A 16,496-nucleotide genomic window follows, 5' to 3' on the forward strand; every position below is an offset into this window, starting at 1 on the left:
TCGACGGCGGGATGTCCCGCCGTCGACCGCTGCTCTCTCAGGTCGGCTCAGTAGGCCTTAACCCGCTGTTCGACGATGAGATGGATGAGGGCGAAGACGCCGTCCCCGTCGATTGCCGCCAGGGCGGCGTCCAATGCCGCCGGAACCTCACAGTCCTCGGTGACAGTGATCCCAAAACCGCCGAAGGCCCTGGCCATCAGGCCGAAGTCCGGATTCTTCAGCTGGGTCCCGGAGACGCGCGAGGGATAGTGGCGCTCCTGGTGGGTACGGATGGTGCCGTATTCCTGGTTGTCCATAACGATCACCAGCGGCGTGGCCCCGTACTGGGCCGCGGTGGCCAGCTCCTGGCCGTTCATGAGGAACTCCCCGTCTCCGGCGATGGTGACCACGCGGCGCCGGGGTTCGGCCAGCGATGCCGCGATGGCCGAGGGTACGGAATAGCCCATGGAGCCGTTGCGGGCACTGATCATGGAGGCGTAACGGCGGGTAGGAAAGTAGCGGTGGGCCCAGTTGGTGTGCTCCCCCGCACCGAACGTCACCAGTGAATCCTCGGGCAGCCTTGGCACCAGGTTCGCCATCAAAGTGTCCATCCTCGCCTGCCCCGCTGCCGGCGCCGCTGGCGGTAGCGCGGCGAACCGCTCCTGCTCGCCCCGCATCCGGCTTGTCCACGCTTTCCACTCGTCCTTCGCCGGCAAGTCAATCCCCACAATGTCGCGGACAAAGGCCTCGGGCTTGGCCAGGATCTGCCGAGAAACGGGTCCCGACCGGCCACGGAGTGAGGAGTCGGCTGTGACAAGGAAGTTCTTTTTGTTCCAGTCCTGCCGGCAGACGAATCCGTCCGTAATCACGTCGCCCGGCACCGTCCCCACAAACACCAGCAGGTCGGTTTCCTCCAGCAGGTCGTAGGTGGGGCGGGGGCGGCCGTAACCAATCGGGCCCACGTAGGACGGGGAATCGAAGGAGACCGTTCCCTGCGTCCGCCATTCAGCGGCAGCCGGGATATGGTGCCGTTCCAGCCATCCGGTCAGCTGGTCAGCCGCCTCCTGCGTCCAGTCGTTGCCGCCGGTGACAAAGAGCGGCTTGGTGGATTCCGCCAGCGCAGCCTCCAGCGCGGCGGCATCGGTGCTGCTCAAGCCACCGGCTGCCACCGGAATGGCGGGGTGCAGCACCGGGTCAATCTGCTGCCGGATGATGTCCTCCGGCAGGCCCACCACCACCGGGCCCGGCCGCCCGCTCATGGCCGCAAACATCGCCTCGGCCACGATCTCGGACGCCCGCTCCGCATGGTCAAGGACCATAACGCGCTTCGCCCCCGTATCAAACCAGGCCTTGATATCGAACTCCTGGAACGCCTCACGGTCCCGATGCGCGAAGGGGATCAGGCCGACGAACAGCAGCATGGGGGTGGAGTCCTGCCATGCGGTGTGCAGCCCCACATGCGCGTTGGCCGCGCCGGGACCCCGGGTCACCATCGCTATGCCTGGGCGCTGGTGCATCTTGCCGTCGGCCTCGGCCATGTAGGCGGCGCCGCCCTCGTGCCGGCAGACGATTGTTTCAATATCCGAGTTGTGCAGTCCGTCCAGGACGTCCAGGAAGCTCTCGCCGGGAACCACATAGGTGCGCTCCACACCATGGGCCACGAGCGAATCAACTATCACGTGCCCGGCTGATTTCAGTGCCGGGCCGTTGCCGGCGTGAAGCTCCTCCGAAGGGCGTGCCAGCCGGGAGACTTGCCCGGAATTCCCGACGGCGGCGGGCTGGGTGTGGGATGCGGTCAGGATTGCTTGGGTTTCCGGTGTCATGGGCTTTCTTTGGCTGTTTGGGCTGGTTTGGCGTTCGTAGTGGATGGTGCGCGCTTTACCTGAAGGTCTCCGCGGGCGGGTTGGCGATGACGGGGGCTGTGCCTGTGAATCCGTCGCGGGTTTCGGCGATCTCGCGGATTCGTTGCCGGCAGGCGTACCAGCCGAATACCATCAGCACGCAGGCGATGGCCGTGACGAGCATGGTGAGCGGGGATTCGATGAACACCATGACCAGCACGCCCGCCAGGAACAGCAGTGAAAGGTAGCCGGTGTACGGGGCGCCGAACATCCGGAAGGACGGGCGCTGGAGCCAGCCTTTGTTCGCCCAGCGTTGTAGCTGGATTTGGCAGAGCACGATGGTTGCCCAGGTCATGACGATGCCCACGGATGCGACGTTCAGCACGATCTCGAAGGCCTCCGCTGGCACCAGGTAGTTCAGCGGGACGCCTAGGAGGGACACGCCGGCGGTGATGGCGATGCCGCCGTAGGGGACCCCGGCTTTGTTCATCCGGCCTGCGAACTTTGGGGCGGAGCCGTTCACGGACATGGAGCGTAGGATGCGGCCGGTGGAATATAGGCCGGCGTTGAGGGAGGAGAGCGCGGCGGTGAGGACCACCAGGTTCATGATGACGTCCACGCCTTGGATGCCGATGGAGCCGAAGAACGTCACGAACGGGCTGACGCCCTTTTCGTAGGAGGTGTATGGCAGCAGGAGGGCGAGCAGGATGACGGAGCCGACGTAGAAGACGGCGATCCGGAAGACCACGGAGTTGATGGCCTTGGGCATGATTTTTTCGGGGTTCTTGGTCTCGCCGGCGGCGGTGCCCACGAGTTCGATGGAGGCGTAGGCGAACAGGACGCCCTGCATCAGGATGATCATGGGGAGCAGGCCGTTGGGGAAGACGCCGCCGTTGTCCGAGAGCAGGCTCAGGCCCACCGGCTGGCCGTCCACGGGGGTGCCGAAGATGACGAAGTAGGTGCCTACCACGAGGAAGACCACCAGGGCGGCGACCTTGATCAGGGCGAACCAGAACTCGAGCTCACCGAACACCTTGACGGAGACGAGGTTCAGGGCGAGGACCACCACGAGGGCGATCAGGGCCCAGGCCCATTGCGGGACCTCGGCCATCCAGGGGATGTAGTGGCCGAAGAAGTTCATGTAGAGCGCGGCGGCGGTGATGTCCACGATGGTGGTGGTGGCCCAGTTGATCCAGTAGAACCAGCCGGAAACGAACGCGGCCTTCTCGCCGAAGAATTCCCGGGCGTAGGAGACAAACGAGCCCGAGGAGGGGCGGTGCAGGACCAGTTCGCCCAGGGCGCGCAGGATAAGGAACGCGAAGAAGCCGCAGACGGCGTAGGCGATGACCAGCGACGGGCCGGCGGCGTTGAGGCGGCCGCCGGCGCCCAGGAACAGGCCGGTGCCGATCGCGCCGCCGATGGCGATCATCTGGATCTGCCGCGGTTTGAGGTTCTTGTGGTAACCCTTGTCCTCCGCGTGCAGCGCCGATTCAGAGGCGTGCGCGTGACCGCCGTCGGCCTGTTGCAGTACAACCTCGTCATTGGGGTTGATGGGCATGGTTGATCCTTTCGATACGGAGAAGATCCTGCTGGGTTGGGAAGAAGTTTGTAGGGGCGTGCAACCTGGGGTCTAAAAAACGGACCAGCCGGTGCGGTCGGAAAGGTCTGCGAGAGCCGCGGTGCCGGCCAGGGAGTTTCCCTTGGCGTCCAGCCGCGGGCTCCAGACGCAAATGGCGCATTCACCTGGAACGATGACCAGGATCCCGCCGCCCACACCGCTTTTCCCGGGGAGGCCCACGCGGTAGGCGAATTCTCCCGCGGCGTCGTACATGCCGCATGTCAGCATGATGGAGCCGATGCGTTTCGCATCACTGGGGGACACGACGGTTCCGCGCGCTCCCCGGCCGTCCCGGGCGAGGAAGAGTCCGGCTTTGGCGAGTTCCACGCAGGTCATCATGATGGAGCATTGGCGGACGTAGTTTTCCACCACGGATTCCGCGGCCTGCCTCAGGTTGCCGAAGCCCTTCAGGAAGTGCGCCAACGCCAGGTTGCGGCTGCTGCTGGAAAGCTCGCTGGCTGCCGCCGCCTCATCGATGAAGGGCCCTGTGCTGCCCGCCTGGTCGGTGAGGAACCGCAACACCTGGGTGGCGGCGTCGGACGTTTCTTCCATCAGGTGATCGGTAACCACCAAGGCACCGGCGTTGATGAAAGGGTTCCGCGGGATGCCGTGCTCCAGTTCCAGCTGGACCAGGGAGTTAAACGAGGTGCCGGATGGTTCGCGCAGCACGCGGGACCACAGTGTTCCTGAGCTGTCGCCTCGAAGCGCCATTGCCAGTGTGAACACCTTGGAGATGCTCTGGATGGAAAAAGGGACGTCGGCATCGCCGGAACGGAACACCTTACCGGAAGTGGTGGCGACGGCGATCCCGAACCTGTCGAAGGGTACCGCTGCCAGGAGGGGGATGTTGGCCGGGACAGAACCGGTTTCCTGCTGTGGCCTGTGGCTGCAGACGATGTCGTCCAGTATCCGGTCCAACGGCGGCGCTTTGAGTGCTGTGGTCATTTCCTGCCCAGTTGTTCTTTAGGTGTGCCGGCCCATTCCTGGACATGGAGCAGGGCCACCAGCGAGTCCCTCGGGTTGCCGAAGTTCAAGCCGGTCGCCCGGGATGCCTTGCTGATCCGGTAATAGACGGTGTTCTTGTGCAGCCCCATCCTGCTGGCGCATTCGGCAACATCGAGCGAGGCTTCGAAGTACGCGTGCAGGCTTTCCGCGAGTTCAGCGTCCTGCCGCAGTAGTGCGTAAAGACTGCGGTGGCGGAACGTGGAGGACGTGAAATTCTGAACCGCCTCGCGGAAGAGGATCTCTCCCTCGAAGTCGTCCACCGTGGCAACGCCCCTGTCCGAAGACGTGCCAACACAACTCAACAGGGCCTCGGTGATCCGGGTGGTCGAGTGCAGGGACAGCAGGTCCGGGACTACCGGGCCGACGGCTGCGAACGGGCTGATGCCGAGGTGCTTACCGGCATCCCGGACGATGGACTCGGCCAGGCTCCGCAGCCCGGGCTCCGCGGCGGTTGACTGCAGGCCAGGAACAATGACGGCGGTGTCACCCTTGAACTGGCCCACGACGGCGGACGCTTTGTAGGCGGCCGCGTGGATGGACGCCAGATTGGCGAGTTCGCCGTGCTTGAGTGCTGCGTCGTCGGCTTGGGCTTCGGAGTCGGGCATTCCTATCAGGATCAGTGCGGCCGGGCGCCCAGCTGAGATCTTCTCGCTGTAAGCACTGGCAGCGGCTTCCGCCGAGCCTGACAGGATCCGCACAATGCGGTCCTCGCGCATGTGCACAGACTGCTGGTTGCGGTGCCGGATGAGCTCTGCGGAGGCCCGAGCAACAGATCCTTTCAGCACATAGTCAACGTCGGGGCCGAAGCCGTCCCCGGTTTCCTGCAGCCAGATGTAGCCCATGATCCGGTCCCCGGCGAACAGTGTGACGGCCACCCGTTCCCGCAGCCCGTCCTGGGGCCGGGCCGGTACCCGCACCGGCAGCCGGGTCCTATGCAGTTCACGGTAGGCGCCCAGGTCCTTCAGCAGCAGCTCGTATATACGCGGACCTCGCCGGGCCAGGATGGAGGCCTTGCGCAGTTCGTCGATGTCGTTCGAAACGGTGGAGTATGCCAGGACCTTGTTGGCGGCGTCTTCGATGACCACGTGGCTGGAGGTGAGCCGAGCGGTGGTCTGGGCGATGGCAAACAAGTCCTCTTCCAGCAGCGTCAGCACTTCGCGCTGGTAGCTGCGCGGCTGGATGCGGTCCTTGGCAATGGACAGCAGCCGGTCCCAGTCAGCCCCCGGATCCACCAGGAGTAGGCCTGTGCCGGCATCGCGGAGCAGTTCCTGGGCTTCGGTGAGCTCTTCAAGCCTTCCCTTGACGGCGATCACTGGCGGAGGGTTCTTAAGGAGCCGCCGCAACGCGGGCAAAGCCGAGCGGCCGCGGACGCCGATCAGCAGGACAAAGGCCGCGCCGCCGTCGGACGTTTCATCATCCGCATCCACTATCAGGAACCGTTCGATCGCAGAGCTACCGGCGGCAGGCCGGAGGATGAGGCTGGCGAAACCCAGCGGGAGATCCGAGAGAATATCGTCCACCGTAACCGCTGCCATGGGCTTCCTTCTGCGTCGATCTGGTCGGACGGCTCTGTCCGGTAACTTCATGCTATCGAGGCGCGCTCGCCCAAAATATGGAAGAGAACCCAAATGAAGTGGCAGCTTTTCGGTTGGCGGACCAAGTTTTTACGGCGCATTGCCCTGTATGGGCGCCGGCGCGGTAGGTCAGTGCGAGATTGCGGGTGGCGGTGCTGCGCCACGCAGTCGGCTGTCCGGGCGCCTATTTGGGTGTTCGTGTCCAGCGGGTGGCCCTGGATGATCTGTTGCCAGCTGCTGACCCCTGACCGCCCGCCGTTGTGTGTGCTGGGACACAGAAGCCTGGCCAGGGCCTTGCTACGCTAGGGCAGAAGACGGCGGAACCTTCCGCCGTCGCTCGAAGGTGCACCTGTGAAAAAGCCGCTTCTGTCCGTTGCGTTGGCGGGCGCCCTGGGCGCCTCGTCCTGCGGCGCACCAGGCAGCACCACTACCGGCCGGTCCGCCGTCGGCGAAATCACCGCAGCGCAGCTTCACCACATACACCCCCGAGGCTGTATCTTCGGCGTCGGAGTCGGAGAAGGTCATCCTGTTCTTCCACGCCACCTGGTGCTCCACCTGCAAGCTGCTCGCCTCCGACATCGAGGCAAATGCCGCCAGCATCCCCGCCGGCGTCAAGATCCTTAAAGTGGACTACGACTCCGAGACCGCGCTCAAACAAAAATACGGCGTGACCCTCCAGCACACCCTCGTGCAGGTGAAGCCGGACGGCTCGCAGATCGCCAAGTGGAGCCTGAGCCGGGATCTGAATGCCCTTGTCAAGGAGATCCGCTAGCGCCGGCGGTACGTCATGGAACTCCTGCCGCTCGCGTTCCTCGCCGGCATCCTCACCGTCCTCTCCCCCTGTGTCCTGCCGCTGCTGCCGGTGGTCCTCGCCGGTTCCGCTGCCGAGTCGAACCGCCGGGCGCCGTACATCATCATCGCCAGCCTGGCCGTCTCAGCGGTGCTCTTCACCCTGCTGATCAAGGCCACTACCGTGCTGCTGGGGGTTCCCAGTGACGCGTGGCTGATTATCTCCGGGGCGTGGCCGGTGGCCCGGATGCCGCGGTGGTCTATGACCCGCGGACGGGGTAGCGTCGCGGGTCAAAACGCTGCTATGGCACCAACTGCCCGGTTGTCAGGTGATCCCCGATGTGCGCGGGAGCTGACGGCAAGGAAGGCAAACGTGGGAACGCCATCCGGTACCCCACTCCACGCACGGTCTCGATCCAACGCGGAGACCGGGAACTGTCACCGAGCCGCTTACGAAGGTTGCCGAGGTGGACTTCGACGGCGCGCTCCTCACCGGCCGTAACGAAAGAGCCGGTGTTGTACGGCTCATTCCGGAGCCGGCGGACCAGGTCCGCCTTGGTCTGCACCACTCGTCCGTTCTCCATCAGGACAAGAAGAAGGTCAAACTGCGTACGCGTCAAATCCAACGGCACCCCATGGATGGCCGTGGACCGTGAGCCTTCGTGCAGGGTCAGGCCATTGTGCTCAAAATCGCACAGGAGGGCCGTGCCGGTGGGGAGAAGTGGAGCGTCGGAGACGGCGGCGGGCACGGCTTGAGGAGCACGTTGCTGCACCGCCTGCGGAGCGTGAACCGGGGCCGTGACGCCCGCCGTGGAATTCAGCGAACGCGGGCGCCGGAGCATCGCCGCGATCCGGGCACGCAGCTCCCGCGGACGGAACGGTTTCGTGAGATAGTCATCTGCGCCGGCCTCGAAGCCCATCAGTGCATCGGCCTCCTCTACCCGGCCGGAGACGATGATGAGGTACGCGTCGCTGAACGTCCGGATCCGGCGCGCAGCTTCGATCCCGTCGAAGTCCGGGAGGCCGACGTCCATAGTCACAATGACGGGGTCGTGCTCCCGCACAGTCTCCACGCCTTCCGTCCCCGAGGATGTTGCGAAGACGGAAAAGCCAGACTGCTGGAGCACCTGCTCGAGGGATTCCCTGACGTCGTCGTCGTCTTCGACCACAACTGCGATGCCCCGTTCTACCATCCCTGCTCCCCATAAATTTTCGCTGCTGCGTCCACGCAAGATTTGCCCCGTAACGGAGCCCCGCGACGTGCCGGACAGAGCCAGCATGTGGCTGCGTCCTTGGAACTGGAACCCGGCAAACCCTCCAAGGTATTCCATGTGCAATTCGTCGTCACTAGCCATGTGGATTGGCTTGTCAATAACTATTAACCATAACGCGCAGAATATTGAGCCTACACACTGCTATTGCCTTCTTTTGAGGACTGAGGACACCTTGCCAAATTCTTGAGCTTGAGCAAATACTGAGCATTTCTTGATTAGTTGATTTACGCCAGGCCATCCGCCGGGACCTATTGCTTTCTGTTGCTGATGTGACTGATGATCATCGTGTGCTCAAAGGGGGCGCAGGATTGTCACTAAGAACGAGACGTCAGGGGCACGCATGGCTTCTTTTCGGTTACCCGTTTCACGTTCCGCACAACCACTCAGGCCGCTCAGGCCGCTCAGGCCGCTGGCTATGATAGCGGCCGCGGGCTTGGCATTGTTGGCAAGCATGCCAGCCGCGCAAGCAGCGGATGCCATTTCCCCTGATCCCGGCCCCGCCGGAAGCTTCTCCTGGAAGGGCTTCAACTGGGAAAAGCGCTTCTGGGGCGGGGCTCCTCAGTACAACGGGCTTTTTGCCGCAGCGAATGTGGTCGATCCCGACTCCAACGGGCATGTCACGCTGAAGCTAACCAACCCTTCCGGAGACGCGCCGGTGGGGGCTGAATTCCAGTCCACCCGCAAAGGCTTCGGCTATGGCACCTACAGCACCACGGTGGAGAAGAACCTCAGTCTGCTGCAGAAAGAGGTGGTGTGGGGGTGCCTGTTCACTTACGATCCCCTCGCCGAGCCCGGCTATAACGAAATCGACCTTTGCGAGGCGTCTGCCTGGGGCGGAGGTGCCGCCTACGGCCAGTCATGGCCGGTGGGACAGGGCCACGGATATTGGTTCGACGCTACCAAAGCGCCCGGCGAAGGCAACAACACCGTGGTCTTTGACGTGACGGCCAGCCCCATAACCACGCATCGGATGGTGTGGGAGCCGGGCAAGCTGACCTTCGAAACCTACGCTGGCGAGGGCTTTGGCGGCACCCTCCTGAAGCGGACGGTCCTGCAGGGCTCCACCGTGCCGGTGCCGGCCAAGGAGCAGCTCCACTTTAACCTCTGGGTCACCGGCGGTGGAGGTGGGGACCCCGCCCACGTGAAACCGGAATCGGTCAAGGTCCGGGACTTCTCCTTCGTCCCGGCGGCCGCAGCCTTGGCTATTGCGCCTTCGTCGGCCATCAAGCTCTCAGCCACAACTTCCAAGACGAAGGGCGTTAACACCACAACACTGAAGTGGGCCGGTGCCACGGGCGATTACGTGACGCTCTGGATCAACGGCGTCCGGAAATCCGTGCCTAACACCAGCAGCTTTGCCAACCAGTTCAAAGGCGGCAACACCACCACCTACAAGGTGTGCGACACCGCCGGATGCTCCAGCATCCTGAGCGTCGTCACCTGACTACGTCCGGACCAAGCATAGGCCCAGGAAATCCGGATGTCCTGGGCCTATGCTCGTTTTTTGGCTCCTGCGACAGAACGCTAGGACTTATCGCCGCGAACGGGAACAATCCGTTTGATGGCCAGACCCAATGCCATGAGGGCAAAAGCTGCCAGTGCAAACCAGAAAATATCACCCGCACCGGTCATGGCGAGGGTTCCGGAACCCATTCCGGCTGCGGCCGGAGCTGCTGGGTTGTTATACATAGTTGTTACCAGGCTTTCTTTTTGTTGAGGGCTGCGTCCAGGTACGCCTTCGCATGGACCACCTGCAGGAACAGGTCGATCACCAGCTCGTACATGGTGGCGGCCGCGAGCATGTATTTCCATCCGCGCAGCCGGACCGTGACCACACGTTCGATCACGAAGACACCGGTCACGGCCAGCCAGAACGGCTGAATGTTCAGCCCGGCACCCGTGCCCAGTGCAAACGCCACCGTGCCGAAGTAGGCCAGTGTTACCAGAACGCCCACCAAGGCCAGGATCTGCCGGCCCCAGTACGGGCGCGTTACCCGGGTCCAGCCGTACTGCACGCAGTTCTCCACCGCGCCGCGCTTCCACCGGAGCCGCTGTGCCCACAGTTCGCGCCAGGTCGGCATCACCTCGGTCACCAGATTGCAGTCAGCGGGGGATTTGATCCGGTACCGCAGGGTCAGCAGGGCAAACGAGAGTTCGTTGTCTTCGGTCAGGACTGAGGTGTCGTACACCCCGCCGCGGCCATTGCCCGGCGGCAGCGACCCGTCCAGCCTGGCCGCGATGACATCGCGGAGCGTACGCGCCCGGAACAGTGCCGCGGTGCCCGTGACCACCAGGCACTTGCCCTTGAGCCGCTTCACGTCGCGGGCATACCGCGCATATTCGTTGCGCTGCAGGTGCCCGACGAACCCGCCGCCGTGACCGCCGCGGAAGACGCCGCCAACGGCGCCCAGCCGGGAATCGCGACGCAAGTGGGCCACTGCCCGTTCCACAAAGTCGTGGGCCAGTTGGGAATCGGCGTCCTGGATGAGGATCAGGTCTTCGGGACCGGCGCCGGGCAGGAGCCCGTCCAGGGCGAAGTTCAGGGCACCCGCCTTCTTGTCTGTATTGCCCTCGGTGGGCAGGACTTCGGCACCCTCGGCGAGGGCTATCGCCTCCGTGGCATCAGTGCAGTTATCTGCCACCACGATCACTCTGTCCGGGCGGCGGCTCTGCGACTTTAAGGAATTCAGCGTTGCACCGATCCCCGCCGCCTCATTGTGCGCCGGAATCAGGACCGTAATCACGGAAATGCGGGCAAAGACTTGGTCGCAATAATGGCCGGTATTTTCGGATAAGGCGGGTGAATAATTTCATGAAATTGTGACATGGCACGCATTAGCTTATTAATCTCCACATAAAAGGGTCATCGAATCCTGCTGTGCTTTGACTCTTCCAAGGGAAACGCAATCCAGCTGCAGAGAACCGGCAACGAAAGTACAAGCTTTGGTAAAGAAGATCTCAACGCGGCCGGGCTTAGCGCTGTCGGTGCTGAGAAGGCGCAGGTGGCACTGAGCTGCCGCCAGCCGTCGGACGTGCCGCTCCTCTTTTCGCAGGTGCTACCCAGGACCATCCGCCGCCTTGGAGCAAAACGACGACGATCTGTCGGGAAAATTTTGATCCAATCTTGAGCCAACCCTTCGCAACCCATGCATTTGGCGGTCCACGCTGGAGCTAGCAACACAAGAGGACAGCGGGGAAGCAGGAAGATTCATGGGGAACGAATCAGCTCTGGGCGAGGTCGACGCGGTGGGAGGAGTGATTACTGATCACCACCCACTCGACTTGCACACATTGGGGCTGGCCGGTTGCATTGACCGGTTGACCGGGCCTCTCCGTCAGCAAGGAACGACAGTCCGCTGGGATACTCCGCACTGGGGCATCGAGATCCCGGCGGACTGTGCGTCCCTCCTCTACCAATCGGCGCGCGAAGCGTTGAGTAACGCCTTCAAGTACGCCGGCGCCGGCGAGCTCACCGTCCAGCTGGCGGCCGTCGGCCACGGCATCCGTCTGGTGGTGTCCGACGACGGCACGGGCTTTGACTGCGAACTCGCGTTAAGCGGCAAGAACCACGGCTACGGGCTGCGGCTGATGTCGGTGGCCGTGCACGAGGCCGGCGGCACCGTCAGCGTGTCTTCGAAGCCAGGGCAGGGCACCACCGTCACAGTAACCCTGCCCTTGGACTGACGCCCCTACCGCGCCGTAGAGCCTTGAAGGATGAAGCCGGCACAATTCGTCCCCAGTCCAGCACAGAACAGGTGCTGCGGCCAGAGCTCTGGAATGGTTATTGACACCCCGCTTCGAGAGGCGCTGAATGATGATTAAGGCACATTCCACACCCCACGGGAGCGGTTGACATGAAGGAAAAGCCAGTAGTGGCCCAGCGCATCCACAGCGAGGCTCCGGCCGAAGGGGACGAGACTGCGGATCCCACGGACATCCGCATGCACTCGCAGGAGCCCGCCGAGGGCGCCGACACCGACGAAGACTAGCCGCCCTCCCCCTCTGGCCCACGCGCCCCGGCCACCACACGCCGTCGTACGCGGTATCAGCAGGCGCGGCATCAGCTGCCCGGCCCCGCACCAGCTGCTCTGCCCCGCACGAGCGGTGCTGCCCCACACCGTCCATGCGGGGCAGCACCGTCCTTACCGAAGCGGCCTAGTCCCTGGCTGGCACCAGCACCACTTCGTGGGGACTTGTCGGCCGCATGAACTGCGCATTCACGGCAGCCAGCGTGTTCCCGAACCGCGCCACCGTGGTGGGTACATCGAAAGCGGGGCTGGTGATGGTGTCTTCGATCTCGCCGGAGGACAGATCCCCGGAGAGCCTGATGCGGACGATCTGGTTCAGGAAGTTCTGCACCGCCCAGACTGTGTGGCCACGGACCAGGATGCCGTCAACATTCGGTACATCCACGCCGTCGATCCTCGCGCTTTCACCCGTGTACGGGTCCACGGTATAGAGGGACTTGTTGTTCGAATGAGCCACAATCAGTACCCGGCCGCCGGTCCGCTCAGTTCCAGTGTCTCAACGGTACCCAGCTCGCCGCGCCTGCCCACCGGGAGGAAGTAGAGCTCTCCGGCAGCGGAATTCGTGAACCAGGCGCCATCCCGGGTGAGCGTGACGTCGTTGATGAAACCAGGAGCGAGCGTGAAATCCTCAGCAGGCTCGCCCGATTCCGTGTTGTACACGAAGGCCTTGCCGGTGGCGCCGCCCGCTAGAAACAGCAGATCGTTGCGGGTATCGGCCTTCATCCCGACGGCGGCCCTGGGCTGCGAATCAAAGTCCGATACGTCGATGAACAACCGCGCTTTGTCTTGGCGGATGTCGCCGCGGTAAATGTCTCCAAGGGCCAGGTCGCCGGCGTAGAAGGTGGTTCCGCTGCCGGCGGCGACGCAGACGCCGGGAGGACAGGTGCCAACACCTCCATGAGCAGAATGAACCCAATGGCGGTACGGCGTTGTAATTTTGCTGAATTCTGGGTTGTGCGGGCCATGATTCTTCCTTGAATTAGGGTGATCCGCACGGGCCAACCTGCGGCAGGGCCGCACGATCGTAATGCCAGTTTATGCACCCCGGGAACCGGCCCGCCAGAGTCAAAAGCCCCCTCCTTGCGCGGTCACACTCCGCCCTCCGGAGCCCCGGGACCGGCAAGCTGCCACGGTCTCTGCTTACAATCGAAACCTCAATCAACTACTGAGGGACCCATGAAGAAACTCGCCACCGCCCTGATCGCTGCCGGCCTCGTACTTTCCGCTTCTGCATGCACAACGCCCACCAAACTTTCCACCCCCGAAACCTGCGACCGCGTCAAGGCTGTCCTGGCGAACCCCGCGAACAACGTGGGCAAGACCGGCCTGGTGCGTCTCGCCAACCAGATCCGGCCTATCGAAGTTGTTGCATCGGATGACCTCAAGCCTGCGCTCGGATCCATCATCGAGTTCACCGACGAGTCCGCCAAGGAAGCCCCGGACGAGGCCAAGCTCGCCGAGTTGGAGTCGAAGTACCAGGAAGCTGGCGCCGCCTTCACGAAGCACTGCCGCTAAGACGCCTCCTGAGTTAACGTTCGACGGCGGCCGGTTGGCCGCCGTCGTCGGCTTATCCGTGATCGGCTTCGGGCAGCGGCTCGCCCTCGAACCACGGCACTGATCCCCAGCCCCCCTGGTGTGGCTGCCGGCCCTTGCACGTGCCGCCCGGTAGCCAGTTTGATGTGACCTCGCCCTCATGATGGGACGTTCACGCGGCCCTTTCCGTTAAACCATTGGCGAAAGGAGGCCATGTGCTCATTGTCTTAACCGGAATCGACGGATCAGGAAAATCGACGGCCGCCCGCGCCTTGGTCGATGCGGCGCAGGCTGACGGCAAAAACGCCCTGCCGCTCAGCAACCACGCCGGCAGGCGGAGCATGTCCGTGCTGGGCAAACGGCTGGGCATCCGCTGGCCGCGGCGCCTTGCCGACATTGTGGAGACCAACCTTCGCGTGGCCAACGTACTCATATCCCATGCCTGGGCCAGCCGTTCTGACGGACTGGTAGTGATGGACCGGCACCTCCACTGCCAGCTCGCGCAGCGAACAGCCAAAGGCCTGCCGCGCGGCCGCCTGGTCCCCTGGCTGATGTCGTCGCTGCCGGAACCTGACGCCGTGGTGCAGCTGACTGACCTGGCGGATCTGCGCGATGCCTACCGTGCCATGCCGGAATACCCGGGCTTCGTCCAGCTCGCCGCAGACAGCACGCCGGAAGGGGTTGTGGCCGGGCTCAAGCGGATCGTGCACCAGCGGATGTCGCGCGCAGAGACTCCTGTGGCTGTTTAGGCCACAGGCCAGCGAGGCCTAGTACAGCTCAGACCCGCTCCGACTCCGACGAATACCGGCTCAGATCAGCGCGTGCAGTCCCCTGCTCCGCGGCCGGCCGAAGGACGCCGTACCCAGGAACTCAATGGCGACGAACGGCTCGGACCCAACCACCCACTCATCATGCCCGGGAGGCAGCGCATAGGTGTCGTGGGCATGGATGGTGGACCTCACGCCGTCGGACGTTTGAATCTCCAGACTGCCGGAGACACAGTAGCCGAGGTGATTGTGCTCGCAGAAGTCCGTCAGCTCCATAGGCTTGGCGGACTCGGACCAGCGCCAGCCGGGAGCGAGGATAAGGCGGGCCACGGAGTAGTCATCGACCGTGACGAGATCGAACTCGGCCTTATCCGGACACCGCTTTTTGTCCGGAATATCAAAGGACTTAACGGCCAGAGCTCTGATGAAATTTGCGGTCATGGGGACACAGCCTAGGGATCATTTTCGGCGGGCGCTTAGGGCTGGGACCAAGCGGTTGTGAGTGGATGCCGGCAGGCGGCTACGGAGTGCGGCGACGAAGTGCGGAGACCAACAAGGTGCATCTCTAACCGTATCCATAAGGCGCCTCAAGTCAATGGACCGCCCGTACCTTCGCGGAGCCGAACGGGGTCCCCTGCACAGGTCCCGGCCCTGGACCAGCCGGAATACTTCAGATGACGCCGGAGTTGTTGTTTAAACTGGAAAGCCGATTCACTGGTTTCCTGTCTCTTGCCATCAGACTCTCCCGAAGGAACGCCGTGAGCCCCCAACTGACCATCAAACTTCAGCCAGGTACCCAGGCCCCCGATTTCACGCTGCAGGACGCCGAGGGCACCGAAACCTCTCTGGCCACGTACCGCGGCAAGAACGTCATCGTGTATTTCTACCCGGAGGCGGCAACCCTCGGCTGCACCACCGAGGCCTGCGATTTCCGCGACAGCCTCTCATCCCTGCAGGGCTCCGGCTATGAAGTCCTGGGCATCTCCCCCGACGCCCCGGGGAAGCTGGCCGATTTCACCGGCGACTTCAACCTGACTTTCCCGCTGCTCTCCGACGAGGACCACGCAGTTGCCCTGGCCTACGGCGCGTGGGGCGAGAAGCTGGTCAACGGCGAGATCGTCGAAGGCCTGGTCCGCTCCACCGTGGTGGTGGACCCCGACGGCAACGTGGCGCTGGCGCAGTACCAGGTTAAGGCGCAGGGCCACGTCGCTGCCCTGCGCGAGTCCCTGGGGGTCTAATCTGACTGGGCACAGCTAGCCCAGCAATCGGGAGTCAGGCATGGCGATCGAAGACCGTCCGGGGACGCTGTTCGAGGATGTCAAAACGCTGGCTGGCCCTGAGCGGCCCAATGCCAACGTCTGCTGCTCTTTGAGAAGCCGGGTTCGTCAAAGCAGCCGGTACGCATGCGGGACCTGCTGACGCAGCCTGCGCTTCATCAGGGTTTCTTCCGCCAGTTACTTGGCCAGTCGTTGTCTATGAACCATAAGGCCAGCAGCATCGCGTCCATGGTCATAAGCCCAGCTAAGAGGTAGGCCCACCCTGTGTACCAATGCACGGCAATCTCCTGACCTGGTATCCCCCAGCCACTTGATTGTCCTCCAGTGTGGCACGGAACGGGTCAGCAGGGAACGGCTGCTTCGTGAGGGCAACCAGACGGCCGTGAAGTTCGGTTTCGCGGTTCAGGAGGCGGGTCAGCAGTTCGACCTTGTCCGAGAGCTCGATGCCAACCGCCAGCCGGTCCCCGGGCCAGCTCGAGGCCTCCCAAGACTCACCCAGGGCCTGGGCCAGCGAGCGGGACAGTGAGCGGAGCCGCCAGAAATGGCTCAGGTAGTGAACGGTGCTGCGCGAGCGGCGGCCCTGCTTCAAGAGCCGCCACGAACGCGCCAGCCTGCCCGGCAGCCTGACGGATTCCGTTGCTTCCATAACTCCTGCACCGTCCTCCGGCAGTCCGCGTTTTCCTTCGTCGTTTGTCCTTCGAGTGTGTCCACGGAGCCTCAAGGACCCATCAAGGGCAGGCAAGTTTTCCGGCAAGACCGGGCCACGCCATGGCCGCCAGCCCCGGATTGCCCGGGGCCTGACCGACTTCCA

18 protein-coding genes and 1 pseudogene are annotated in these 16,496 nt (G+C 63.6%); 8 read left to right on the forward strand and 11 right to left on the reverse strand.

Annotated features, from left to right (window positions below; translation table 11 throughout):
- Nucleotides 1-47: 47 nt before the first annotated feature.
- The 4 genes from ACQCSV_RS18310 to ACQCSV_RS18325 form a co-directional block, all read right to left on the reverse strand.
- Nucleotides 48-1,802, reverse strand: coding sequence for a thiamine pyrophosphate-dependent enzyme (locus ACQCSV_RS18310; protein ID WP_354156388.1), 1,755 nt, complete (start codon nt 1,800-1,802; stop codon nt 48-50).
- A 55-nt stretch (nt 1,803-1,857) separates the two neighbouring features.
- The gene (locus ACQCSV_RS18315) at nt 1,858-3,378 is read right to left on the reverse strand and encodes an amino acid permease (RefSeq protein WP_426938922.1); all 1,521 of its coding nucleotides are present in this window, start codon (nt 3,376-3,378) and stop codon (nt 1,858-1,860) included.
- Nucleotides 3,379-3,450: 72 nt separating this feature from the next.
- On the reverse strand, nt 3,451-4,383 hold the full coding sequence (locus ACQCSV_RS18320; protein ID WP_426938923.1) for a glutaminase: 933 nt from the start codon (nt 4,381-4,383) through the stop codon (nt 3,451-3,453).
- Nucleotides 4,380-5,978, reverse strand: coding sequence for a PucR family transcriptional regulator (locus ACQCSV_RS18325; RefSeq protein ID WP_426938924.1), 1,599 nt, complete (start codon nt 5,976-5,978; stop codon nt 4,380-4,382). The genes ACQCSV_RS18320 and ACQCSV_RS18325 overlap by 4 nt, the downstream gene beginning before the upstream one ends.
- A gap of 412 nt (nt 5,979-6,390) precedes the next feature.
- Between ACQCSV_RS18325 and ACQCSV_RS18330 the strand changes: the two genes are divergently transcribed.
- A complete protein-coding gene (locus ACQCSV_RS18330) occupies nt 6,391-6,789 on the forward strand; it encodes a thioredoxin family protein (protein ID WP_426938925.1) in 399 nt (132 codons plus the stop codon).
- 15 nt (nt 6,790-6,804) lie between these two features.
- The gene (locus ACQCSV_RS18335; protein ID WP_426938926.1) at nt 6,805-7,308 is read left to right on the forward strand and encodes a cytochrome c biogenesis CcdA family protein; all 504 of its coding nucleotides are present in this window, start codon (nt 6,805-6,807) and stop codon (nt 7,306-7,308) included.
- On the opposite strand, the pseudogene ACQCSV_RS18340 reads toward ACQCSV_RS18335, so the two are convergent.
- Nucleotides 7,190-7,999 (reverse strand): annotated as a pseudogene (locus ACQCSV_RS18340) (response regulator transcription factor); the annotation flags it as partial. The gene ACQCSV_RS18335 and the pseudogene ACQCSV_RS18340 overlap by 119 nt on opposite strands.
- A gap of 532 nt (nt 8,000-8,531) precedes the next feature.
- Between ACQCSV_RS18340 and ACQCSV_RS18345 the strand changes: the two are divergent.
- Nucleotides 8,532-9,524, forward strand: a complete 993-nt coding sequence (locus ACQCSV_RS18345) for a hypothetical protein (protein WP_354155063.1) — start codon at nt 8,532-8,534, stop codon at nt 9,522-9,524.
- 80 nt (nt 9,525-9,604) lie between these two features.
- Here ACQCSV_RS18345 and ACQCSV_RS18350 read toward each other — a convergent pair whose 3' ends face one another.
- Both ACQCSV_RS18350 and ACQCSV_RS18355 read right to left on the reverse strand, forming a co-directional pair.
- Complete coding sequence (locus ACQCSV_RS18350) at nt 9,605-9,769, reverse strand: hypothetical protein (protein WP_354155064.1); 165 nt, start codon at nt 9,767-9,769, stop codon at nt 9,605-9,607.
- A gap of 5 nt (nt 9,770-9,774) precedes the next feature.
- Entirely contained in the window at nt 9,775-10,824 is a 1,050-nt protein-coding gene (locus ACQCSV_RS18355) for a glycosyltransferase family 2 protein (protein WP_354155065.1), read from the reverse strand.
- Nucleotides 10,825-11,290: 466 nt separating this feature from the next.
- On the opposite strand from ACQCSV_RS18355, the gene ACQCSV_RS18360 reads away from it, so the two are divergent.
- Together ACQCSV_RS18360 and ACQCSV_RS18365 are read left to right on the forward strand one after the other, a co-directional pair.
- Nucleotides 11,291-11,764, forward strand: coding sequence for an ATP-binding protein (locus ACQCSV_RS18360; protein WP_354155066.1), 474 nt, complete (start codon nt 11,291-11,293; stop codon nt 11,762-11,764).
- A gap of 170 nt (nt 11,765-11,934) precedes the next feature.
- Nucleotides 11,935-12,069 carry a hypothetical protein gene (locus ACQCSV_RS18365; protein ID WP_258524227.1) on the forward strand — a complete coding sequence of 45 codons (135 nt, stop codon included), beginning with the start codon at nt 11,935-11,937 and terminating at the stop codon, nt 12,067-12,069.
- A 166-nt stretch (nt 12,070-12,235) separates the two neighbouring features.
- Here the strand turns inward: ACQCSV_RS18365 and ACQCSV_RS18370 are convergent, their stop codons facing one another.
- Both ACQCSV_RS18370 and ACQCSV_RS18375 read right to left on the reverse strand, forming a co-directional pair.
- Nucleotides 12,236-12,565 (reverse strand): hypothetical protein, encoded by a 330-nt coding sequence (locus ACQCSV_RS18370; RefSeq protein ID WP_354155067.1) that lies wholly within the window; start codon nt 12,563-12,565, stop codon nt 12,236-12,238.
- A gap of 2 nt (nt 12,566-12,567) precedes the next feature.
- The gene (locus tag ACQCSV_RS18375; protein WP_354155068.1) at nt 12,568-12,882 is read right to left on the reverse strand and encodes a hypothetical protein; all 315 of its coding nucleotides are present in this window, start codon (nt 12,880-12,882) and stop codon (nt 12,568-12,570) included.
- Nucleotides 12,883-13,284: 402 nt separating this feature from the next.
- Here ACQCSV_RS18375 and ACQCSV_RS18380 point away from each other — a divergent pair, with 402 nt between their 5' ends.
- Entirely contained in the window at nt 13,285-13,623 is a 339-nt protein-coding gene (locus tag ACQCSV_RS18380; RefSeq protein WP_354155069.1) for a hypothetical protein, read from the forward strand.
- A 233-nt stretch (nt 13,624-13,856) separates the two neighbouring features.
- Complete coding sequence (locus ACQCSV_RS18385; RefSeq protein ID WP_354155070.1) at nt 13,857-14,390, forward strand: thymidylate kinase; 534 nt, start codon at nt 13,857-13,859, stop codon at nt 14,388-14,390.
- 60 nt (nt 14,391-14,450) lie between these two features.
- Here the strand turns inward: ACQCSV_RS18385 and ACQCSV_RS18390 are convergent, their stop codons facing one another.
- Nucleotides 14,451-14,849, reverse strand: a complete 399-nt coding sequence (locus ACQCSV_RS18390) for a cupin domain-containing protein (RefSeq protein WP_354155071.1) — start codon at nt 14,847-14,849, stop codon at nt 14,451-14,453.
- A 317-nt stretch (nt 14,850-15,166) separates the two neighbouring features.
- Between ACQCSV_RS18390 and bcp the strand changes: the two genes are divergently transcribed.
- Nucleotides 15,167-15,646: a thioredoxin-dependent thiol peroxidase gene (gene bcp, locus ACQCSV_RS18395; protein WP_354155072.1), complete on the forward strand. Its 480-nt coding sequence runs from the start codon at nt 15,167-15,169 to the stop codon at nt 15,644-15,646.
- A gap of 283 nt (nt 15,647-15,929) precedes the next feature.
- Here the strand turns inward: bcp and ACQCSV_RS18400 are convergent, their stop codons facing one another.
- Nucleotides 15,930-16,331 carry a hypothetical protein gene (locus ACQCSV_RS18400; protein ID WP_354155073.1) on the reverse strand — a complete coding sequence of 134 codons (402 nt, stop codon included), beginning with the start codon at nt 16,329-16,331 and terminating at the stop codon, nt 15,930-15,932.
- Nucleotides 16,332-16,496 lie beyond the last annotated feature (165 nt).

It is taken from the genome of Pseudarthrobacter sp. S3 (assembly GCF_050156905.1).
GTDB lineage: Bacteria > Actinomycetota > Actinomycetes > Actinomycetales > Micrococcaceae > Arthrobacter.